This window comes from Pseudaquabacterium terrae, from assembly GCF_013266755.1.
Taxonomy (GTDB): Bacteria; Pseudomonadota; Gammaproteobacteria; order Burkholderiales; family Burkholderiaceae_C; genus Pseudaquabacterium; species Pseudaquabacterium terrae.
The window spans coordinates 302155-324638 of sequence record NZ_JABRWJ010000006.1; the positions used below are offsets into that span (position 1 = coordinate 302155).

Annotated in this window: 18 protein-coding genes; 1 reads left to right on the forward strand and 17 read right to left on the reverse strand. The window is 67.2% G+C overall.

Going from position 1 to position 22484, the window contains the following annotated elements; genetic code table 11:
- Window positions 1–5: 5 nt before the first annotated feature.
- From HLB44_RS20650 to HLB44_RS20715, 14 genes are all read right to left on the reverse strand, one after another.
- Window positions 6–938, reverse strand: a complete 933-nt coding sequence (locus HLB44_RS20650; RefSeq protein WP_173126240.1) for a hypothetical protein — start codon at window positions 936–938, stop codon at window positions 6–8.
- 58 nt (window positions 939–996) lie between these two features.
- Window positions 997–1326: a hypothetical protein gene (locus HLB44_RS20655; protein ID WP_173126243.1), complete on the reverse strand. Its 330-nt coding sequence runs from the start codon at window positions 1324–1326 to the stop codon at window positions 997–999.
- 134 nt (window positions 1327–1460) lie between these two features.
- Window positions 1461–2255, reverse strand: coding sequence for an Imm49 family immunity protein (locus HLB44_RS20660; protein WP_173126246.1), 795 nt, complete (start codon window positions 2253–2255; stop codon window positions 1461–1463).
- 23 nt (window positions 2256–2278) lie between these two features.
- Window positions 2279–5986: a hypothetical protein gene (locus HLB44_RS20665; protein WP_173126249.1), complete on the reverse strand. Its 3708-nt coding sequence runs from the start codon at window positions 5984–5986 to the stop codon at window positions 2279–2281.
- A gap of 67 nt (window positions 5987–6053) precedes the next feature.
- On the reverse strand, window positions 6054–6818 hold the full coding sequence (gene sctJ / locus HLB44_RS20670) for a type III secretion system inner membrane ring lipoprotein SctJ (protein WP_246312373.1): 765 nt from the start codon (window positions 6816–6818) through the stop codon (window positions 6054–6056).
- Window positions 6819–6859: 41 nt separating this feature from the next.
- Complete coding sequence (locus HLB44_RS20675) at window positions 6860–7288, reverse strand: hypothetical protein (protein WP_173126255.1); 429 nt, start codon at window positions 7286–7288, stop codon at window positions 6860–6862.
- A gap of 148 nt (window positions 7289–7436) precedes the next feature.
- Entirely contained in the window at window positions 7437–7643 is a 207-nt protein-coding gene (locus tag HLB44_RS20680) for a hypothetical protein (protein ID WP_173126258.1), read from the reverse strand.
- 171 nt (window positions 7644–7814) lie between these two features.
- Window positions 7815–8945 (reverse strand): FHA domain-containing protein, encoded by a 1131-nt coding sequence (locus HLB44_RS20685; protein WP_173126261.1) that lies wholly within the window; start codon window positions 8943–8945, stop codon window positions 7815–7817.
- 92 nt (window positions 8946–9037) lie between these two features.
- Window positions 9038–9481 (reverse strand): DUF2846 domain-containing protein, encoded by a 444-nt coding sequence (locus tag HLB44_RS20690; protein ID WP_343051437.1) that lies wholly within the window; start codon window positions 9479–9481, stop codon window positions 9038–9040.
- A gap of 157 nt (window positions 9482–9638) precedes the next feature.
- On the reverse strand, window positions 9639–9947 hold the full coding sequence (locus tag HLB44_RS20695) for a hypothetical protein (RefSeq protein WP_173126264.1): 309 nt from the start codon (window positions 9945–9947) through the stop codon (window positions 9639–9641).
- Between the two features lie 511 nt (window positions 9948–10458).
- Window positions 10459–14235, reverse strand: a complete 3777-nt coding sequence (locus HLB44_RS20700; protein ID WP_173126267.1) for a hypothetical protein — start codon at window positions 14233–14235, stop codon at window positions 10459–10461.
- Between the two features lie 23 nt (window positions 14236–14258).
- Window positions 14259–15965, reverse strand: coding sequence for a type III secretion system outer membrane ring subunit SctC (gene sctC / locus HLB44_RS20705; RefSeq protein WP_173126270.1), 1707 nt, complete (start codon window positions 15963–15965; stop codon window positions 14259–14261).
- Window positions 15962–16228 carry an EscS/YscS/HrcS family type III secretion system export apparatus protein gene (locus HLB44_RS20710; protein ID WP_173126273.1) on the reverse strand — a complete coding sequence of 89 codons (267 nt, stop codon included), beginning with the start codon at window positions 16226–16228 and terminating at the stop codon, window positions 15962–15964. The genes sctC and HLB44_RS20710 overlap by 4 nt, the downstream gene beginning before the upstream one ends.
- A 4-nt stretch (window positions 16229–16232) precedes the next feature.
- Entirely contained in the window at window positions 16233–18176 is a 1944-nt protein-coding gene (locus HLB44_RS20715; protein WP_173126276.1) for a flagellar biosynthesis protein FlhA, read from the reverse strand.
- Between the two features lie 405 nt (window positions 18177–18581).
- Between HLB44_RS20715 and HLB44_RS20720 the strand changes: the two genes are divergently transcribed.
- Window positions 18582–19352 (forward strand): helix-turn-helix transcriptional regulator, encoded by a 771-nt coding sequence (locus HLB44_RS20720; protein ID WP_173126279.1) that lies wholly within the window; start codon window positions 18582–18584, stop codon window positions 19350–19352.
- Window positions 19353–19412: 60 nt separating this feature from the next.
- Here the strand turns inward: HLB44_RS20720 and icmH are convergent, their stop codons facing one another.
- The 3 genes from icmH to tssJ form a co-directional block, all read right to left on the reverse strand.
- Entirely contained in the window at window positions 19413–20213 is an 801-nt protein-coding gene (icmH, locus tag HLB44_RS20725) for a type IVB secretion system protein IcmH/DotU (protein ID WP_173126282.1), read from the reverse strand.
- A gap of 13 nt (window positions 20214–20226) precedes the next feature.
- Window positions 20227–21573, reverse strand: coding sequence for a type VI secretion system baseplate subunit TssK (tssK, locus tag HLB44_RS20730; RefSeq protein WP_173126285.1), 1347 nt, complete (start codon window positions 21571–21573; stop codon window positions 20227–20229).
- Window positions 21574–21634: 61 nt separating this feature from the next.
- Window positions 21635–22471 carry a type VI secretion system lipoprotein TssJ gene (tssJ, locus tag HLB44_RS20735; protein WP_173126288.1) on the reverse strand — a complete coding sequence of 279 codons (837 nt, stop codon included), beginning with the start codon at window positions 22469–22471 and terminating at the stop codon, window positions 21635–21637.
- Window positions 22472–22484: the final 13 nt, after the last annotated feature.

The window sequence follows — 22484 nt, forward strand, 5'->3', positions numbered from 1 at the left end:
AGGTCTCATCCCAGCCACGGGAGGTAGTCGAGGCCCGTCGTCGAGAGCCCGGTCAGGTCGATGGTCGCCGCATTGGTGGTGCTCGCGGCCGCGGCCCAGGTCAGCTCGGCGCCGGTGAACTGGCCCTTGTCCAGCATCGAGCCGTAGAGCTGCATGTCGAGCGCGGACGGCGCCGTGTTCGTGACGTTCTTGTAGACGAGATTGACCAGCGCGGCATGCGTGTAGTTGTCGCCGAGCTTCACGTCCAGCGCGATGCGCGTGAGTTCCAGCGGCGCCATCCCCGAATCGAGCAGACCGATGGCAATACCCACGAGGTCCTTGCTCTTGATCTGGTCACGGCCGAATACGGCGCCGACGATGCGTGCCGCCGCGCCCGCATTGCCGTTCAGGTCGAGCGCGACCGAGACTTCCTTGAAACGAAGACGCTCGACGGAGTTCAGCGTGACATCCAGATCGCCGGTGGCCGTGAGCGCGATGACTTCGCCGCTGCGCGTGAAATTGGGCTTGTTGCCGATGATCAGCGCCTTCGAGAAACCGAGGCTGTCCAGCGTATCGATTCCGACCCCGCCGTGGTACGTGTCGCCGCCGGCACTCCAGTAGAAGTAGTTGTTGCCGGCGTTGCCGTGCCAGTCGTCGCGCCCGGCCATCAGGTCGGAAATGAGCGTCTCGTAGGAAGTGCCCGAAGTGACCTTGTGATTCAGGCCCGTCATCGAGAAAGAGAAGGTCGTGCCGGTCTGCTTCAGGCTCCACGAGTGAATGGCGCCGCCGGTCGGATAGCCATATCCCGTGCCTGGCGAATAGCGCAGATTCACGCCCGTCCAGGTCTCCGTGTAGCCGGGCGGACTCATGTGCCCGCTGGTCGCGCCCAGGTGGTAAGACGTCGTGTTCTCCGGGACAACGTCGTCCTTGCCGTTCCAGATGAAATTGATGGTGGCCATGGTGGGTGTTTCTCCCTGAAGGTTGCTTTGGTACGGGAACGCTGTGCCGTTTCGGCTCTCATCCCTGCCACGGGAGGTAGTCGAGCCCGGTCGTCGAGAGCCCGGTGAGGTCGATGGTCGCCGCGTTGATGGCGCTGTCGGCTGTGGCCCAGGTCAGTTCAGCGCCGGTGAACTGGCCTTTGTCCAGCATCGAGCCATAGAGCTGAACGTCGAGCGCGGTCGGCGCGGTGTTCGTGACGTTCCTGTAGACCAGATCGACCAGCGCGGCATTCGTGTAGTGGTTGCCGAGCTTCGATCGCCGACAGCGCGGCGGACTGCCGGCCGGCAGTACGTTTTCGAATACATGGAACTCCTCCCTAAAGGACCGTGCATGGCGGCCCGTTTGCAATTCTGCTGTGATGTTGCCTCGGTGGCAGTCCCTAAGAGGTGGGACGTGTCATTCATGCGATAGGCATCGACCGATGGCAGCCGTCGAACTTTTCGGAACGACGAGGCCGAGCGGCGGCGTCGTCTGCGCCCGCTCTACTTCAGAAAGTCGTAGTGGAGGTCGTAGTGCGGCAAGGGGTCCATCGGCAACCACTCCGCCGGCACGAAAGGCGAATCCACCTTGATGGGGTAGCCGCTGCGCCACGCGATCTTTGCGAGGTTGACGGCCGCCGTGGAGATGAGGTCCTCGGTAAAGCCGCTTTCGTCGTTGCTTCGAGACTTGACGGCCTTGGGTGCGGTGATCTCGGCCAATGCGTCTTCCATCCCGTTGACGTTGCCGCGCGCCAGAGCCAAGTAGAAACGATGCTCCACGAGGTACTTCTGGTGCTCGTGCCCTGCGGGCGGGTCGGCGAGTACTCTCTCCGCGCGTTCGGCCAGCCGCGTCCATTCGCCGCGCAATGCAACGATCGCTTGATAGGCGCAGAAGTCGTGCGTCTTGTGGCTTTCGGCGCGCTTCATGTCGTACATCGAGTCGGCGTCGATGAACTGCTGGATGACACCAGCGTGGTTGGAGAGAAGCGGAAGCCGCAGCTCAAGGAATTTGCCGCCCGGTCCAAAGGTGTCTGGCTTCATCTTGAAGCGCAGTAGGCGGAGCTTGGCACCAACGTAACACCACTGCCGGAGGCCCGCAAGATCGTGACTGTCGAACCAAGCGAGCATTGCCTGCGCCAATGCCTTTGAATTCAGATCAAGGACGCAGGCCGCAGGGTCTCCTTTGTTGTTTCGAATGTAGTCGACGTCCTGCTCGATTTCTGACGGATCGGCAAGATGGGACTTGATGTGTGCCACGCGCCGCTGCCGCGCCGTCCAGTTGTCTTGTGGAGCTGCCATTTGAGCCTCTCGGTAGGGTGTGTTTAGCTGACGCGAATGATCAGGACGTTCCCGCTTGTCTTGTCGACCGCGGCGATGCCTTTGATCAAGGTGCCGTTCTTCATTGCTTTGCTGACTGCGATGTACGCTTCGGATGACTGGTCAAGTTCGCCGAGTACGGCTCTTACCCAGTCGTCCGACAGTTGCATGTTGCGCCCTGCAGCCATCGGGTCGAGCGATACCGCCCCATTGCTCATTTGCTTGGAATCGATCAACAACGTGACATTCCCGTCCCGGTCGACAAACACGTGATCGAATCCGTTGTTGCTGCCGTATTTGCCACCGGAGAGCGACTGGAGCCCCTGGCGCGCGGCGACCGACTCGACGACGCTCTCGGTGAGCATACCGTCAGCATCACCAAGTCTCACGATGTCGAGCACGGCATTGCGTTCGGCGGCCGTCAAGTCGGTCAACGCATAGCCCGTGCTGTTGACCTTGGTGGCGTTGATGCCACCGGAGGCCACCGGCTCTGTCGAGGTCAGCTCGGACAAGGCTCGCAACCCGGAATTGCCGGAAGCCGTGGGAACGAACTCGGGCAGGCCGGCCGCTGCCGCCGCGCGCAGTTGCACGAAGGTTTGCAGACGCGCAGCGGCTGTCGTCAGCCCGTTGGCGAGGCCCGCGGCGCCGAGAACGAGGCCGGCCACGTCGAAGGTCACGCGCCCGACTGCGGCGCCATACAGAAACCAGTCGCCACGATGGTCGGAGGCCGACGCAGTCGCCAGTGCGTTGTTCACGCTCTCGACCGAGTGGGCCACGGCCGCGCCGAGGTAGTGGCGCGGCTCTCGGACGATTTCGGCAACCGAGTGTCCGATCGACAGGAGGGTCTGGCATGCCTCCTTGCCGCCGGGCACGAGGCGACCGAGGGGCGTATCGCCGCCCAGCCGGAGGTACTCGAGCGCTTGGGCAGTGGTGAGCGCCAACTGGCCGAGGCCGATGACGCTGTCGCCGACGCCCTGGAACAGCCCGGCGATCACACCGGCGCCAATCGAGACCTGCTTGCTCGTGTCGCGCCACACGCTGTGCAGATCGTCGCCCAGGCCGGCGACTTCCACCGGCCCCAGCATCAGCGGCAGGGCGTCGACATCAGCTTCCGTCGGCAGCAGCGGCTCGATCAGTGCGCGCAACTCGCCGGCGGGAATGTTGTCAATGCCGCCGTACTTTTCCGCGAGCAGTGCGATCGCGGCTTCGGCCTGCTGGCCGGGCGATTGCAAACTGCCCGATCCGGCCACATCGCCGTTTGCCTCTGCAGCGGCATCGGCGTCGACGTCGTCGACATCGTCCGTTCCCACATCGGAGTCTTCCGTCTCGACGCCGCTGTCCGTGCTGTTGCTGTTTCCGGACGGGTCCACGGCAATCACATCGCCGGTGCCCGCCACGTCCGCACCGCCCGCGTTCTGCTCCACGATCTCACTGGCGCGGAAGTCTTCCTGCGCTGTGGAGGGCGTCGCGCCGGCACTGGCCGAATCCTTGATCAGGTCCCCGAGGAATTGGGCCGCGAATGCCGCGCCGCGATCGTCCGGATTGGCCAGCGCATTGATCGCACCGCCGACGGCGCGCGAAAGCATGCGCAGCTGGCTGGCCTCGGCCACGGTGATGCTGCCGGCTTGCTCGCGTGCATCGATGTCCAGGTTCAGCCCGCGACAGACTTCGCCGGCCAGCCCCGAGGCCAGGCCCGAGGTAAAGCCGTCGCGGAACTTGCCGCCGATGATTTCCTGTAGCGCGCCTTGCAGAGTCGCCTGGCCGGTGATGACCAGCGCGCGGGTGGCATGGCTGGTGACGTTGCCGGTGACGGAATCGATGCCGGCGGTGTCGAGGTTGGCACCCTTGATCACGCCGGCGGTGACTGCACCGGTGAAGGCGCCACGCAGCATGTCCTTGAAGTCGACCCGACCATCGAACACCAGCCCGCTCCAGAAGGAACCGATCGCGCCCATGGCCGCGCCGGCGACCATCGCGCCGCCAACGCTGGCGGATGCGGCCGTCAGGCCGAGTGCCGCGCCCGTGCCGAAGGTGGCGATGGCGATGAAGACGATCGGCGCAACCACGTCGATCAGGCTTTCGCGCGGGACCAGGTTTTCGACGCTCGTCACGAAGCCCAGGCTGGGATCCAGCCAGACCCCGCCGGCGTCGTGCAATTCGGGTGGGTTGGCCGGGTCCACCTGCACCAGTCCGCTGGTGTCGTAGAAGCCCCGGCCATCCAGCGCCAGCGAGCCATCGTTGGTCACCAGCTGAGCCTGGTGCTCGACGTAGGAACCGCCGTCTCCCCCGCCGGCGACCACGGCATCCGTCCAGTGCACGCCGCCATGCCATTGCGCAAACGCGCGGTTGGCCAGACCGTCTTGTGCCGCGTACCAATCGGTATAGGCCGCTTCGTCGAACTTCAGCGTCTGCTCGGTAGACGTGACGTTGCCGTGCTCGTCGCGTGTCGTGCTGCTGACCCGCGACCACCCGACACTGCCCGCCACGGGACCGTCCACGATCGGGGTGGTCGCCGAGCTCAGGTCCACGACAGGCGGATTCGCGCGCGCCGCGTCCAGGGCGCGCAGGTAGGCGCTGCGCGCGCCTTCCACCGCCCGGTCGAGCTGCTGCATGCGGCCCAGGCGGTCGGCCCCGAAGCGTTCGGCCAGCATCGGGTTGAGTCCGCCGGTCGTATCGGGCGTGCTCGCGCCGCCATAAGCCGCGATGAGCGACTGATTCATCGGGTCGCTCAACGCCAGGTCGATCACATCGCGCTCGAGCAGGATGCCCGCCGCGAGCACCAGCGGCGGGCTGTCGACCACCTGCGCAGGTCGCTGCGCGAAGAAGCTGTGCGACAAGCCCGGCTGCGCGCCATACCAGTCGTTGAATGCCCGTTCGCTGAATTGGTACAGGTGCATGTCCGACCCACGCCGGCTGCGCTCGACGACGCTCCAGCCAGGCGAGTCGGCGCCGGGCCGAAGGTTGCCGTGGCGATCCACGGTCACCGTCTCGCCGGGGCGGTGCACATGGCGCGCGGCGTTCAGGGCCTGTTCGTGCTCGTCGCGCGCCACTCGCAGCGCGCGGTCGAACTGCTGCATGAGCCCCAGCCGTTCGGCGCCGTAGCGGCCGATCAGCATCGGATCCACGCCTTCTGGGCGCAGCGCGGCGCTGCCGCCATAGGCGGCGGCCAGTTGCGCGTTCAGCGGGTCGGCCAGGAGCGCATCGATGGCGGCCAGGTCAGCGGCGAATCCAGCGGGAGCGAGACCGAGGGCGGTGCTTGCGTGGCCATCGGCGGCCGGCGCAGGTGCCGTGTCGGCGGTCGCCAGCGGGAACGGGCCGACCATGGCATCGGGTGCGTTCCAGCCCGGGACGACGAGACCGGCGAACGCCGGGATGACGCCCGGGTCGGCAGCGGCCGCGGTGCTGTTGGAGCCAGCGAGCAGCGCAGTGGCTCCGCCGTTGCTGCCAGTGGCGGACAGGTCCAGCAGGCCCGGGAGCGACGAGCCGGTTAGCGCTTGAGGCGCCTGCGTCGACGGCGGCGCTGCGGCCGGCGGTGGCGGCACGCCTGCCGAGGCGGGACTCGATTGCTCCGGGCGCGCCGGTGCTGGCGGCGCAGTGGCGATCGAGTGTTCACGTGCCGCAGGCAGCGTCGGTGACCACGGCCGGCGCTCCAGCGCGATCACGTCTTCCATGTCCAGCGCCTCGAAGCGGGCGTCTATCGGCCTGACGGTCATGTGAGTTCCTCCCTGAGCCTTGTGTGATTCGAGTGGCGCGTGGTTGTCGTTCTTGTGGCGTCGGGTGTCAGCGCCGGAACACCTGCCGCGCGAACCAGCGCCAGTCCCGCCCGCGGCGGCGCAGCAACGCCGGCAGCGCCGCAAGTGCCAATGCCGCAGCGGCGAACAGTCCGGCGAGCACGGCGGCCGTGCGTCCCGGCAACCACTCCGCGAGTCCTGCAACCGCAGGCCCTTGCGCTTCGGGCACCGCGCGATCCGGCACCGCGAGCCGCCGCGCCTCGACTAACGTCAGCGACACCTGCTCGTGAGCGAGGCCCTCGATGCCGTGGGCCACCATGTCCTTGACGGCCGGCACCAGTAGTCGAAGGTCGGTGTCGGGCCGGTGCTTGATGAAAACGGATGCCGACGAGGGCTTGAGCTTGTCGCTCAGCGGATCGTTGGCCGGTATGACGACGTGCACGCGCGCGACGACGACACCGTCGAGCTTGCGCAGCGTTTGCGACAGCTCCTGCGAGACGGCATGGATGTAGCGCATGCGCTCCTCCGCCGGCGTGGATACCAGGCCCTGTCGCTGGAACACCTCGCCGAGCGTCGTGTAGCGTTCCTGCGGCAGCCCGTTGTTGCGCAGCACGGCCACGGCGGCACCTAGCCGCGCTTCGTCGACCTGCACCGCCCACTGCGAGCCCTCGCCGCGCTGCTTGCGTGCATCGATGCCCTCGGCGCTGAGCGCGGCCAGCATCTCATTGGCCTCCTGCTCCGACAAGCCGGAATACAGCTCGACCGTGCAGCCCGAGAGCAGGAGGGCCAGGGTCAGTGCAAGCAGGGCGTGCATTGCGCGCGACACCCGAAGGGTCCGATGTGCCATTGCCGGCCTCACTGCTGGTTCTTCAGCAGCGTGCCGAACAGGCTCGTCGCCGCGCTGGCCAGGCCGCTGGAGATGTGCAGGCGGGCGAACATCGCATGCGCTTCGAGCGAGTGGTCGGTCAGCGCGAACATCGTGCCGATCGGATCGCGCAGATCCACCGAGGCGAGCATGCTCGATCGCATCTCCTGCAGCGTGCGCGACGCTTCGAGCTGCTGGCCGAAGACCTGGGCGATCTCGCGCAAGGCCGCGGGATCGGTGGCGCCGGCCGCAGCGGCGGCGGACCCACCGGCCGGTGCAGCCAGCAATTGGGCGAAGCGCCGGGCCTGCTGCGGATCGGCGGGCTCGTGCGGCGCCAGCGCGCCGGCCGCCGAGGTCGCCGGATTCAGCGCCTGCGCCGCATCGATCGGGGCCATCGCGGCAATCGTCGTGGCGGACATCGCGCGCCTCCTTCTAGATAACGAGTTATTCAATAGGGCGACTCGTCGCCCCGCGAAAGCGAATACGAATGGGGGGATGGCCGCCGAGCGGCGCATGCCGAGGCCGCACCGCCGCCCCGGAAGGCGCCGATGCGGCCGGCTTCAGCCCTTAGCTGGCCTTGGCGGCCATGCGGATGTCCTGGCCGACTTGCTTGGCCACCTCGCCGCCGGCGCTGCTGGCGCCGTTGACGGTGTTGGTGGTCGAAGAAGCGGTCTGGATCTTCACGTTGCAATCGATGCTGGCGGCCATCAACTTCGCGTTGTCGGCGGCAGCCTGGTTCATCTGGGCGATGGAATCGTCAACCGAACCTGCCATGTGTCTCTCCTGAAAGGTGAATGTGGTCGTTGAAGCAGTCGCCCGCGACGGCCGGCCCGGGCCGGTCGCAGCGGGGTGACTGGGGGTGAAGCCGGCTCGCCGCGTCGCGGCAGGCCGACGTTCCGTGCGCAGGTCCGGCCGGGCCCTGTGCGCGAAATTCCGTGTCGGCAGTCAGCGCGCAGCATCGTCGCGCCCCGTGCCGAGGTGAAGGTGGCTGCCGTCGATGCGGTCCAGGCGCGTGCCCGAGCGCAGGACGGAGCCTTCGTAGTAGCGGCTGCCGTTGGCCAGCTGGATGTAGCGCGTGCCGTTGCCGTCGTCGGTGACGCCGACGATGCGCGCGGGCAACTCCGCCTGCCAGGCCGCCCACTGCGCGGCCTGGGCCTGCGCAGGCGCGCGGCGTGTTGCATCGCGCGCCTGCGCATCGTCGCGGTAGCGCACGCGGTCGGTGACCAGCACGGCGGGCTGCAGGTCCTCGGCCAGTTGGCGAACGCGCTTGCGCAGCGCGGGATCGTCGCTGACGCCGGACAGCACGATGCGCCCCTGCCCCTGGTAACTCAAGGCGATGCCGGAACTGGCCACGTAGCGGCGCGCCTGCTCGATCACTTCGTCGACCGCGTGCACGCTGACGCCGACACGCCGGCCGAAGGGCTCGACCGCGCCTTGCAGCGCCAGGCGCCGCGAGCGCGTCTCCACATACCCGCGGACCATGAACTGCCCGGCGGGCAGCGTCAGCACCTCGACTTCATCGAAGCCGGCGATCGCCCTCTGGATGGCGGCAGCGTCGGGGCCTTGCGGCGTGGCGGTGCGGTCCTGCAGGCCGGGCCAGGCCGCCAGTGCGGCCAGGCCCAGAGCCGCGCACGCCATCAGCAGCACCGCGGCGCGTCGACCGGTACCGGAGCGGCGGCGCGCGGGTGGTACCGCTTCGACCAGATGACCGTCGTCGCACAGGATGCTCTCCGGGAATCCGGTGTCCGCGGCAGCGGCCGGCGCGTAGGAACGGTCCAGCTGCAGGCGGAAGCTGCCGATCGTGATCTCGTCGCCGGCCACGAGGCTGCGGCGGCGCTGCGTGACCTCTTCGCCGTTCAGGCGCACCGGCGCGTCGCCGATGCGCTGCAGGGCGACTGCAATGTCGCCGACCAGCACGACCAGGTGCTTCGCACGCGTGTCGCCCCCGGCGAGCAGCACGTCGCAATCGCTCGCCGAGCCGACGATGTTCTCGCCATGCTCGAGCGCGAGCGTGCGGCCCTTCGCTGCGCCGCTGAGGAAGCGCAGGCACCAGGTGCCGCTGGACGTCGCGGTCATCAAGTCCTCCCTGTGCATCTTTAAGTCTTGTTGTGCTGGAAATCAGGCGGGCCGTCGGCGCCTCGTCCACATCGAATGCCCGCGGCCAGTCCTCATTGCCCGCTGCGCACGAGCCGGGTCTCCGCAACGCCCTTGCGACCCTGCTCGTCGCCGACCAGGTGCAGCTTGGTGCGCGCGGACAGCAGGCCCATCTTCACTTCTTGCCAGATGTAGGTGAGCGTGCCGGGCTTGGCGACGAACTCGATGCTGTCGTCGTTCTCTGCATGCGATGTGACCCTGTGCGCGCCTGGCGCAAGCTCGGCGTAGACGTAGGTCATCGCGCCCGTGCGGGCGACCTCCTTGCCATCGACCGACACCTTCATCGTGATGGCGCCGCCCATGTGTTCATTGCGATAGACGTAGACGCCCGCCTTGTCCGACGCGACGGCGAAGGTCTTGCGGGCGGCGTCCTGCTGCTCGTCGGCCATCTGCAGCGTGCCGCAGCCGGACAGGGTGGTGGCGATGGCCAGTGCGGCCAGGAGGGAACGTGTGGTCACGAGAGGTTCCTGTTGATGTGGCTGGCATGCAGCCGATGTCCCGCGGACGGGTGATGGGGATTTGGATCGAGGTCCGTTGCAGACGGTGGCTCATGCGTGGCTAGGGGGCCCTGGGTAGACAGCATGGCGTAGTTCGAAAATACGCTCCATATTCAAGTTAGGGACGTTCGCTGTGGCCCTGTGTGTTGTCGTCGCTCCACGCCTTCTTGAAGGCGAAGCCGCTGTCGGCGCCCAAGCCGACCCATTGAAGCTGTTGAACAAAGAGCATTTTCGGATCGCTCAGGCGAATGCTCCATTTGGAAGCCGTCCGTTGCCTGAGCACTTCACCGAGATATCGCGCCGCACCGTCCAGCCATTGCGCTTCTTCTGCCGGCTTCGTAGCCCGTCCTCCTGAGGATCGAATGTTGTCAAGCAAAGGTTCGGAGATGGTCTGGGTGCTCGGGCCGATGATGATGTTGAAGGGCACTTGTTCTCAATGGCATGGGTGTGAAACGCGCGCAACTGATCGCTGTTCGTCGGATCGATGTGGCTTTTCACATCGGTGACGCCGCCCTTTTCTCCCACAGGAAGATCCGCCACGAATCCCTCGATGGAGACCGGTTTGGAGCCGGCGCCCAGCAGCGTTCCCAGGCCCGCTCCAATTCAGTAGAGACGCGGCCTTGCGAACTGATCCATGCGACCTTGATTTCAAGTCGTCTTGAGGGCTTCCAAGTCCCACACATGAACAAGGACTGCGCTGGAATTGCCGAGGACTTCGAATTGGTACTCTCCGGATCTCAGTCTTCCGCTTTCCCCTGCGCTGAGTAAGAGTTCGAAAGAGGGGCTCGAGTACTTGCAGGAGCCTGCAATGACGTAGCAGGTTCCTTCCGACATGGCGCATGGGAGAAGCGTGCCAGCGGGATACTCTCCTCGTGATACGCGATAGCGCGGCGCCGGGAACTGCTCCCGGAGCATCTTCTCAGTGTCGTTGCTTTCTGTCACGATGGCTCCTTTGGCGGGGTGGGGAAGGTGATTCCGAGTTCAGCAAACGCTCGCCTGGCGAGATCTTCGACCTCTTTGCTTACGGCAGGCGAAGAACCATTCAGATAGTGCCCGCTGTGAGGCAGAATGCCGATTCCGATGTACGAGCCCGACGTGCCGGCAATGTCTGCTTCACCTGCGGCGATAACGACCCTACCGCCCGAGAGTACTGCATGAGAAATTTCGACGTTGCCTACGGTATGAGGGGCAACGACGAGCTGCCCTGACTCCAGGATTACAAACTTTATTCTCCCGTCATTCAAGACGCTGTCGAATGTCGGATCGGTCGCCGTGATCGGACGAACACCGACAGATGCGGCTCGATCCAGCTCGGCGGAAAGCTGTTCGGGCAACTGGTTTTCAAATTGGCGGGCATTGACAATCAAGTCCTTCCAAGTCGGCTCCGTCCGTGGTGTCGTGGTCGTCAGCATCGGCAGGAGGTCTGGCAGCTGATATCCCGGCGTCGACGTATCGCGGTTGTCTGCGACGTATCCAGGCGTGCCACCCGGCCCCGGCGACACGGGCACGTTGATCGCCGGATCGCGCAGCCGAGCGAGCTGCTCGTCAGTGAGGATGGCGAAGCCGCCGTTGTCGTTGCCGTAGAGGCGGACGTTGTCGACCACGGCGGTCCATTGGCCGTCCTCCAGGCGCTGCAGTTGGCCGTAGGGCTGCTCGACGCTGCGGAGGTACCGCAGCTCGTTGCCTGCGGGCAGGTATTCGACATAGCCGGCGGATTGCCACTCGCCGTCGCCGGCGAGTCGCTGAAGCATCGGGAAGGGCTGGTCGATGTTGCCGACGACGCGCTCGCTCGGGCCCGAGGCGGCGGTCCAGGTGTAGTCGGTCGGGCCGTTGGCCCCCGTGAAGATGACGAGGCCCGGCAAGCTCGACCTGCCGATCACGCGGAAGAGGTCCGCGGCGTTGACTTCGCGAGGGGCCTGGCCGACGAGTTGGTGCAGCGGCGCGGTGAGGCTCAGCTCCGAGAGCGAGGCGGCCAGGCTCGTGCCGCTGCTGCCGCCGAGTCGCTCGAGGAAGGACCCTGTGAAGACGGTGTTGGCCGTGAGCTCGCCGCGCAGCGCGGGATCGACGGTTCCTAGCACGATCGTGCCGCCGCCCTTCAAGTGGACGAAACCATTGCCCTGGGCGTCGAACTCGATCTGGTTGTCGTGCTGATCTTTGTGCAGAAGCGCGCCAGTGACGACGATTCGCGTGGGGGCGGGGTCGCCGGAGTCGGAAGCGGTGCCGGTGGAGGTGGTGGCGTCGGAGGTTGCCGGCGACGAAGAGGAGGCGCCGCCTCGCTCCGCAGCGTCCTGGTCCGCATCTGCTACGCCGCCGCCAGGCTCGTCATTCGCCTGTGCCGAGCCGTCCGTGTCCGCGGTCTCCGTTCTGCCCACTGCCGAGGTTGTCTCGGACAGGTCGACGATTGTGAGGTGCGTCGCTCCGCCGTTCGATTCCTCGACGTTGACGGGCGCGTCCATGCCGATGGCGTCGGCATCGTGGACCACCTCGGCGGCGATTGAACCATCGGGGTCCTGCGTGGAGGTGTTCTCGCCGATCGGGCTTGAACCGCCGAACAGACGCGCCAACTCCTCTGGCGTGAAATAGTCTTCGACTCTCGGCTGGAGGACATCGACATGGGCTTTGTCCCACTCGGCGATGTACTCCAGCATGCCGTTCATGTCGATTGCCCAGGGATTGCCCACGCGCCATGTCGCCCGCCAATCGTCGAGAAACGACACCGTCTGCTGATGGGACTCGCTCGCGAGCTGAAACCAATTCCATCGACTGGCGAGGTCATCAATTTCAGTCCTTGCAGCGTCAGCACTCGGTTGCCCGTTGCCCTGAATCGGGTCGCCTTGAGAGCCTGACGAACCTGTTTCGGCACCGGTCGTCGCTGCCGAGGTCCCGGACACTTCGTCCGGCGCGCCGGAATCGGTGCTGGAGAACAGCGCGCTGGCGCCGGTGCCGGCATTGGTGCTGCCTGCATCCGCGGTGCCGGCGCCGCCCCTGGTGGGCGGCTGGATCTCTGCCTTGAGCGTGTCGCCGAGGAAGTCCTGGGCGAAGCTGGCGAGCACGGGGTCATCGGGGTTGCCGAGTGCGGCGATGGCGGTGGTGACCGCGCGGCCGATGGTGCGGTAGGCGCTGACCTGCTCGGCGCTGAGGCCGCCGCCGCGGGCAGCCTCGGCAATCGCGGCGTTGATGCTGCGGCCGACATCGCCGGCCAAGCTGCTGGCGAAGGCCGGTCCGAAGGCATCCTTGAACTCGCCGCCGGTGAGCTCGGCGAGGATGCCCTGCAGCGTGGCCTTGCCCGAGGCGACTCCCAGGCGTGCGCCCCAGTCGGTGACGGCGCCGGTCTTGGCATCGATGCCTACGTTGCCCAGCTTCTCCGTGACCGCGCCCATGATCGCGCCGGTGACGGCGCCGCGCACCACATCCTCGAAGCTGACGGTGCCGTTCTGGAACAGCCCGCCGACGATCGCGCCGGTGGCGCCCATGATCGCGCCGCCGACGACACTGGTGGTGGCGACGCCAGCGCCGGCGCAGACCACGCTGCCGATGCCCCAGGTGACGACGCCGATGACCACCGTGATGACGATCGTCTCGGCCCACGAGTCCTCGGGCACGAGGTTCTGATTGGCGGTGACGAAGCCCAGCGCGGGGTCGAACCACACGGCCTTCGGATCGAACATCTCCGGCGGCTCGTTCAGGTCGACGTGGACCAGCGAGTGGCTGCCGATGCGCGCACCTTCCCAGCGCAGCTCGCTACCCGCGTCCCCCACGTCGTGGCGCTTGAACTGGGCGCTGTCGATGTCGATGCCGCCCGAGGCAGTGGTGTAGATCTCGCCGGCGTCGCTGATGCCGCTGAGCGTGCGGGTGATCGTGGCGAAGGCGCCATCCGTGCCGTGCAGCGAAGCGAAGGCGCGTGCCGCCAGGTTGTCGCCCTTGGCGTAATCGGCGGTGAACAGCGACGGGTCGAAGCGCCACTTCGCGGCGATGCCGTCCTGCTCGCCCTGGCCCGCGGTGCCGGGGGTGAAGACCCAGCCGCTGCCGCCGGCGTCGTGGCCCTGCATCGCGGCGCGGTCCATGTCGCGCAGGTACTCGTTGAGCACGGCGCGGATGGCGGTGGAGGCCTGCAGCATGCGGCAGGTCAGGTCCTGGCCGTACTGCGCGACCAGGGCGTCGGTGGTCGCGTTGTGCGGCAGCGCTGTCGGCACATCGGGGCAGTACGTTTGCACGACCTCGCGCAGCAGCGGATCGCCGAGCAGCAGCTCGCACAAGGCGATCTGATCGGCCGATGCAGTGGGCGGCGCAGGGGCCGTGTCGGCGGTCGCCAGCGGGAACGGGCCGACCATGGCATCGGGTGCGTTCGAGCCCAGCACGACGAGGCCGGCGAACGCCGGGATGACGCCCGGGTCGGCGGCGGCCGCGGTGCTGTTGGAGCCGGCGAGCAGCGCGGTGGCTCCGCCGTTGCCGCCGGTGGCGGACAGGTCCAGCAGGCCGGTCAGCGTGCCCGCCGTGTCCGCAGCCCAGGTCTGCGTGCCCGCGGTCTGCGCTGGCGGACTGCCTGCCGGCGCGGCGCCCGATGGCTCCTGGCGTGGCGGCGGTGGTGGCGGCGCAGCGGGGATCGAACGCTCGCAGGTTGGCATCGGCGCGAATGGACGGTGCGCACGCTCCAGCGCGATCACGTCTTCCATGTCCAGCACCTCGAAGCGGGCGTCTATCGGCCTGACGGTCATGTGAGTTCCTCCCTGAGCCTTGTTCAATTCGAGGGCTGTGCCGGCAGCCGCGCCGACGCAGCAGACCGCGCCGACACCAGCCTCGGCGTCAGCAGGTAGAAGCGCTCCATGCTCACCTGCTTCTTCTCTTCGAAGCGGAATGCGCGCCCGATGACCGGCAGGTCGGACAGCAGCGGCACGCCGGTGGTCGCGTTGCTTTTCTCTTCCGATGTGTAGCCCGCGATCAGCAGGCTCTGGCCTTCGTCGACCAGCGCTTGCGTCTGAATGGCGCGGCGGCGCACGACGGGAATCTGGTCGACTGCGGCGGCGCTCAGGTCGCCGTCGTCGATGTGGATCGACATCATCACGCCCGGTGTTCCGTCGTCGATCACCTTCGGCGTCACGCGCACCGCGGTACCGGCCGTCACGCTGAAGAGCCCGGCGTCCTGGAAGCCGTTGACGCGCACGTGGAACTCGGTCTGGTTCTCCAGCACCGCCTCGATGTTGTCGAGCGTCAGCACCTTCGGCCGGGCGACGAAGTTGGCATTGCCGCGCTGCGCCAGTGCGTGAACGCGGGCGAGCAGGTAGTTGCGCGCGTCGTGCCCGATCGCCACGTTCAGCAGCGCGCCGGGCAGCGACAGCGGTTGACCGCCCGCGCCGGTCGTGCCGCTGCCGGCGCCTGACTCAGCGTTCTGCCCGTCGAACGTCAGCGGCGTGCCATTGCCACGCCCGAGCTGCAGGTCCAGATGCTTGCCGTGCAGCCGCCAGTCGATGCCCAGGCTGTGCAGCGTGTCGGTCCCGATGTCCATGATCGTCACCTCGATCTCGACCAGGCGCGGCCGCAGGTCCATCGATTCGATCAGGCGTGCGTACTGCGGCATGCGGGCCGGCAGGTCGCGCACGATCACCGCATTGATGCGCGCATCGGCCTGGAACTGCGGCAGCTCTTCGCCGGGCGCGGCCGCAGGTTCCTCGCTGCCGGAGCCGATGCCGGTGGGCAACTCGATCTTCGGTGCATCGACCGTGTCACCGCTGCGCAGCTTCAGCCGGCGCTGGCCGCCGAGCCGGAACGGCATCACCGCCGCACGCGGCGACAGTGCGGTTGTGGCGGAGGCCTTCGCATACAGCCCGCGCAGCGCGCTGGCCACGCCCGGCACGGCCAGCTCCTTGCCGCCGCGCGGCAGCGTCAGGTCGGCCGCCCACGCGTACTTCAGCGGGAAGACGCGGATCTCCGGCACCTCGGAGGGCAGCATCGGCGCGTCGGCGAGCTTGATCGTCTGCTTGACGATCTCGAGGTAGCGCTTCGGGCCGGCGACATGAATCGCGCCGCGCCCCTCGCGGTCCACCACCGTCATCGGGAAGCGCGCATCGCCCACGCCCAGCCGATGCAGCGTGTCGGCGACGCGCGTAGCGTTGTTCACCGCCAGCACCTCGCTGCGGGCCTCCGACGCCGGTTCGACGAAGAGGAAGGCGCCGTCGAAGTACCAGGCCAGGCCGTTGGTCGTGCAGACGCTGTCCAGCGTCTGCAACGGCGCGCCGGCGAACTTGCCGCTGATGACGCCGCTGACCTTGGCGTCGATCACCGCGGTGGTGCCCTGCGATGCGGCGAGCTCGCGCAGGAAGTCCGGCAAGGGCTTGTCCGCCGCGACGATCTGGAACGACCGGCCAGGCCAGCGCAGTTCCACGGCCTGCGCCTGCGGCAGCAGGGCGGAGCCCAGCAGCAACGCAGCGATCCAGGACCGAGCCTTCATCCCAGGTACCCCAGCGTCTGCAGCGCGCGCTCGGCAAAGCGCAGCACGCCGGTGGCCAGCCAGGCGCCCGCGAGCACGATCGTGCCCAGTACGGCAATGATGCGCACCGACTGCCCGATGCTCTGATCCTGGATCTGCGTGACGGCCTGCAGCACGGCCACGCCGAGGGAGACGACAGCGGACACGAGGACCACCGGCAAGGCGGCCCACAGCACCAGCAGCAGGGCCTCGCGGGTGATGTCGAGAACGTTGGCAGGGCTCATCGTGTCACGCCGCCTGCGGGTTGCTGATCCAGCCGACCGGCTGCAACTGCACGTCGTCATCCACTTCCTGGTACGACAGGACGGCAAGCTGCGGCGCGACCGGTTCGACCAGGGTCTTGAGGTAGCGGCGGGTCTCGACCGAAGTGATCGCGACGACCGGCCCGGCAGCCTGTGCCAGCAGGGCCTGCAGCTGCGAGCGCACATCGTCCGCAACGGCCGGGCTCAGCAGCAGCAGGTTGCCGCGCGGCGACCGCTCGACCGCGCCGTGCACCCGCTCCAGCAGGCTGGGCTCGAACAGGATCGCTGCGAGCTTCCGGCCCGAGCCGACGTGCCGGCTGGTGATGAAGCGGCCGAGATCGATTCGCACGAGCTCGGTCAATGCGATCGTGTCCGGCTCCTTCGCAGCCCACAGCGTGACGCTCTCGCAAATGCCCTGCAGGTTGCGAATCGGGATGCCTTCCTGCAACAGCCGTCGCAGCACTTCGGCCAGGCGCTGCGGCGGCAGCGCGCGGGCGACTTCGGCCGCCAGCTCCGGTGCTTCCCGCTGCACGATGGCGATCAGGCGATGCACTTCCTGCAGCCCGAGCAGGCGCCATGCATGGTCACGCACCACCTGCTCGACGTGGCGCGCGATCACCGCCTCGCCGGGCAGCGCGCCGACTCCGGGCGGCGCCGGGAGCGTGCCCACGGAGACCACGACGTCATGCACCAGGATCTCGTAGCTGTCGGGCTCGACCGACGGGGACGTCAGCAGCTGCAGGCGCGGAAAGACGGGGCCGAGCTCACGCTCGAGTTGCGTCCGCGTCGCCGACAGACCTGTCTCCAGCACGTGGCGGTCGATGCTGTCGCGCAGGCCTTCGGCCAGGCGCACGGCCAGCGGCGCAGAGAGGGTCTGCTCGGCATCGGCGACATCCTGGTGCGAGATCCAGCTCGGTGAGCTGCCGCGCAAGCCTGCGGCGCGGGCCGCGAAGGCCGCGGCGCCGAGCGCGACGCACAGCAGGATGAACACCCATTTGGGGAAGCCCGGCACGAGCAGGAAGCTGGCGAGTGCCACGGCCGCGATGGCCAGTGCCCGCGGATGAGAAAACAGCTGATGCCCGATCTGGGCGGCCAATTGCGGCTGCCGGTCATCGGACGACGTCACGCGCGTGATCACGATGCCAGCGGCCACCGACACCAGCAGCGACGGAATCTGCGACACCATCCCGTCGCCGACCGTCAGGATCGCGTAGCGCTGCAAGGCATCGCCGACGCTCATCGAATGCATCAAGGTGCCGATGGCGATGCCGGCCCCGATGTTGACCAGTGCGATGACGATCCCGGCTATTGCATCGCCCTTGACGAATTTCATCGCGCCATCCATCGCGCCGTGCAGCTGGCATTCCTGCTCCAGCAGCGCGCGGCGCTGCTGCGCCCGGCTCGACGACAGCGCGCCGGAACGCACGTCGGCGTCGATGCTCATCTGCTTTCCCGGCATCGCGTCGAGGGCGAAGCGTGCGGCGACCTCGGCCACGCGCTCGGAGCCCTTGGCAATCACGATGAACTGCACGACGGCGATGATCGTGAACACCACGCCGCCGACGACGACGTTGTTGCCGACGATCAGTCGGCCGAAGGTGTCGATGATCTGCCCGGCATTCGCGTGCAGCAGGATCAGCTTGGTCGATGCAATGTTCAGGCCCAGCCGGAACAGCGTGGTGAACAGCAGCAGCGACGGGAACGTCGACAGCGACAGCACCGACGGAACGTAGATGGCCGCGATCAGCAGCACCAGGCTCAGCGCGAGGTTGGTGGCGATCAGCAGATCCAGCAGCGCGTGCGGCAGCGGCAGCACGAACAGCGCGACGATGCCGACGAGCAATCCGGCCAGCGCAAGATCGCTGTAGCGGCCGAATTGCAATAGCGGCGAACGGGCGCCTGAAGCGGCGCCGAAGCCCTGCGAGTTCATTGTCGATCTTGGCGGCGATCGTGTCGCCGCTCCTCCCTTTGGGGCGCGATTCTGATCAGGGTCGCTGAACACACAACCCCCAATTCGTAGGTCTTCCGCGCCCGGGAAATGACCCCCGCTTGCTAGCGGCTAAGGGGGGTGGCCACATTTGCCTATTCAGCATCCGAGCATTGCGTTCGGTGAGCATTGGGCCAGAGCGCCTTCGGTCGAGGAATGGTATGCGGCATACCATTGACAGGTTCGGCCTGGTGCGCTATGGGGAGCATTGAGTCTTGCAGAATGAAGCGCGCGCGGTTCTTGATGTCATTGATGTAGCGCACCCCTAACTCGTGTGTTGCATGACTATGAAGACCAGATCCGGCGGGCGGCAGAATTCGGGTCGCTTGCCGTGTTGAAGCCGGAACCATGCGACGGAACAATTCCTTCAAGAGCCTCGTGGACTGCGTGCAGCCGGAAGAAGTTGCAGTAGCGCTACTCGAGGCGGCGCAATGCATCGGCTTTCCAGCGGTGAACATGACCATGGTGATGGTGGAGGACAGCCCTATCACCCTTCGCTGCATCAAGCGGAGTCCTACTGTGGTCGAGTACGACCGGGCACTGGCGGTCGGCAGCAGCCTTGGCGGTCCTCTCTTTCCTGCTGACGATCCCGTATTAACAGGAATGCGCAGGGGGGAACTCCCGATCGTCTGGGGACAGTCGACCTACCTAAACGTCGGGATGGCCGATTTTCACGACGCGTTGAGGAAAGCAGATGCCGGAAACGGCCTTGCTCTTCGCAATACGATCCCGATGCGAGCGACGGCGATGCCGGCCGCTGTGCTGCTGATGCTGCCACGGCATGAGGCAATACGGTCTGCAGAGGCGGATCCCTTGATCGGGGATCTGGCTCACCTCGCGCTGTATACGCTTGATGCCGCAAAGCGGGTTCTGTACCCGCGGCTGCATGCTGAGAGGCGGAGGACCTCGCCGCTCACTCCGGCCATGACGACGTACCTGTCTCTTAGTGCGACAGGCTTATCCGTCAAAGAGACTGCCAGGATAGTCGGACGAAGTCCCGCGACCGTCAACAATGTGCTTCACGAGGCCCTGTACCGTACGGACTCTAAAGACAAGCTGGAGGCAATCAGGAAGTGCCGAGCGAATGGATGGCTAACGACGGACCTCGAACTGGACTGATCCCGCACTGCGCGGCGACGGCTGGCCGTCGAACTGAAGGCGGAGCGACCGCCCGAGCGTTCAAGGCAAGGTGATCGTCACATGCGCCGCCTGCGGCGCCAGCTTGACGACGCCCTGGTGCGCGGCCAGCTCGGTCGCGGTGTGTCGGCTCAACGACCACTTCAGCCCGATGAACCCGAGCGTGCCGACCAGCGCAAACACCGCGCCGATGACCCACAGCGGCACTTCGCGCTTCAACTGGTGCACGATCCGATCCGGCGGCTCGCCATGCGGCGCGAAGGCGGCGCGCCGCCCACGCAGGTGGGCGATGTCCTCGCCCAGCCGCGCCGTCAGGTAGCCCAGCTTCTCGCTGCCTTCGAGCAGGTAGCGGCCCTGGAAGCCGAGCAGCAGGCACAGGTGGTAGACCTCCAGCACCTGCACGCGCGGCGCGCCGTCCTGGCGCAGCTGGTCGAGGTATTCGAAGAAGCGTTCACCGGCGAGCTGCTCGCCGAAGAATTCGAGCTGCAGCGGCCGCACTTCCCATTCGTCGCGGATGCGGAAGTCCGAGGTCAGCACCACTTCGTCGACCAGCGCGCAGAACGCGAACTTGGCGAGGAAGACGTTGTCTGCTCCCTGGTTCAGGCGCTGCGCGCCGCGCTCGAAGCCGCCGAGGAAGCTGCGCAATCGCTCGCGGAACGCGCCGGCATCGGCCGGCGCCTGGCCGTTGCGCAGCAGGAAGATCATGTAGCAGCCGTCGTACAGCAGGTCGAGCAGGCTGCGCGCATCGCGCGGCGACTCGTGGGCGCTTTCGGCGGCGGCGGCGCGCACGCCGGCCGGCTCCTGTTGGCCGAACAGCGAAGGCAGCGGGCTGCGGGCATTCATCGTCGGTGTTCCTTCAGGCATTCAGCGCAAACAGCTCGAGCTTCAGCTCGGGCAGGCCGGCCGGGGCGTAGACCACCGCGGTCTGCGCCTGCAGCATGCGCTCGTAAAGCGGCCCGCGCGGCTCGATCGCAAAGTAGGCGGCCCCCGGCCGCACCGGAATCGCCGCCGGCACCTGCGGCACGTGCGACAGGCGCACGCCGGCGGTGGCCGCCAGCACCAGCTTGTCGACGTCGTCCGGCGCGCCGATCTTGAAGCGCGGCGGCACCACCTCGATCAGCTCGATCAGCGGCAGCGCCGACTGCACGCACAGGTAGAAGCCGGTCTGCGCGCCGATCTTCTGGGAGTCGAGCCGCGCGCGGTGGAACGACGGCTTGACTTCCTCCAGCGCGATCGAGAAACAGCGCGTGGAGATCACCGTCTCCAGCAACTCGCGCACGATGTCGTCGAGCCGGCCGAAGGCGCGCCCGGGCTGGCGGTGGTCGTACGGCGGCAGGTCGGCCAGCGTATAGCTCTTCGAGAAGGTCAGGAGCGCGCCGGCCAACTCGAGCAGCGCTTCGTACAGCCGCTCCGGATGCAGCGCCGGATGCTGCAGGTAGTGCGACAGCCGCGCGAACGCGCCGCTGGCGGTGTGCAGCAGCCAGAACGACGCGATGTCGCCGGAGCGGAACTCGATCACGTGGCGCGAGGGCTCGCGATGGAAACCGTACAGCGCATCGACCTTGGCCTGCAGCACGTCGAGCAGCCGGCGCAGCAGCGCCAGCAGCGCCGGTGAGGCGGCGATCGTCGTCGACGGCGGGACGTGGCGCGCATCGAGCTCGAACACGCCGGTCGCGCTGCGCTTCAGGCGCACGAGCGGCAGGTGGACCAGGTGGTCGCGCGGCTCGTCGTCGGGCAGGATGCGCAGGCAGCGGCGCAAGAGACTGATGTCGGCCTCGGCGGCCGAGGTGAACCAATCGCTCGCCGGCGCATTGCGCTGCGCATATCGCAGCGCACCGTCGCCGCGCTCGACGCTGCTGAAGTTCGCGCCCTGGCTGCGCATCGGCGCCAGCGCGGCATGGAACGTCAGCTCGACGACGCCTGCGCCGATGCCGGCCAGCGACAGCGGCTCCGGCAGCTCGTCGTCCTGCGGGGCCGAATACAGCTCGCCGTCGGGCAGCACCAGCTGCAGCTCGTCGAAGCGCAGCACGCCCGAGGCCAGCGCCTCGGCATCGAGCTTCAGGCGCCGCACGCCCCAGGCATACGGATGCAGCGTGCGCGCGATCTCGGCCAGGCGCCACTCGTGGTACGCGTCCTGGCGCTGGAAATGCTGCGGCCGCAGGAACAGGCCTTCGCCCCACAGGACTTTGGATGACGGGATCAAGGGCAACCTCTGGGGGTGAAGGATCGGGGAGGGTTCTAGGTGATGAAAGACGCGGCCACCGTCATTTGCAATGCACACCGGCCAGGCGCAGCGTCTCCGGCGCGGCGTCGACCGCCGGGCCTTCGGCCACGCTCATCGCGCAACCGTGCAGGCCGACCGTGATGCCGGTCCGCGCGGCAGCACGCGCATCGAAAACGAAGCGCCAGCGTTGTTCTGCCGGCGCGCGAAACAGCGCGACGACCGCCAGGTGCGAGGCGTCCGGTGCCAGCGTCTCGATGACTTCGTGGCGCTGACCCGGCGCGAGCACCAGCTCGCGCGATTCGATGACATCGCCCGACCACGCGGCGTCGCGCGGATTCGTGTCCTGGCCGAAGGAGGCGTAAGGCGCCTGCATGAAGGCCATGCTGGCGCGCAGCTTGTAAACACGCGCAACAATCGAAAGGGAGCGTCCGGCGCTGTCGGTGTTCAGCAGATCGCCGGCATGCAGTCGCAACGCGACCTTGCGCGGGCCCTGCGGCAGCTCTTTCGGCAGCCCCTCGGGCACCGCCGGGGCCTTCAATCCGACCAGCTCCAGGGCCTTGCCGATCGTGCTGTCTCCACTCGTGGCGCAGCCACCGCACGCCACCACACCCAAGCCGATCGCCAACGCGCTGGCCGAGCGGCCGAGCGCTTGCCGCGGCAAGGAATGAGGGTGCGATCGCATGGCCCCGATTGTCGGCGCGCGAGCTCGCCGTTCGCATTGATCGCTGCGCTCCCGCGATCCCAAGATCGTGGGGGATCCAGTGCGCCGAATGCCAGTACATTCGCCGCTCCGATGCAGCCGTGGGGGCCGCGTCGTTTTGCCGATAGCACAAATTGGGGGGTCGAGTTGCGCAGCTTGAATGGGCGATGCCGGCACCCGTCTCCTGCTT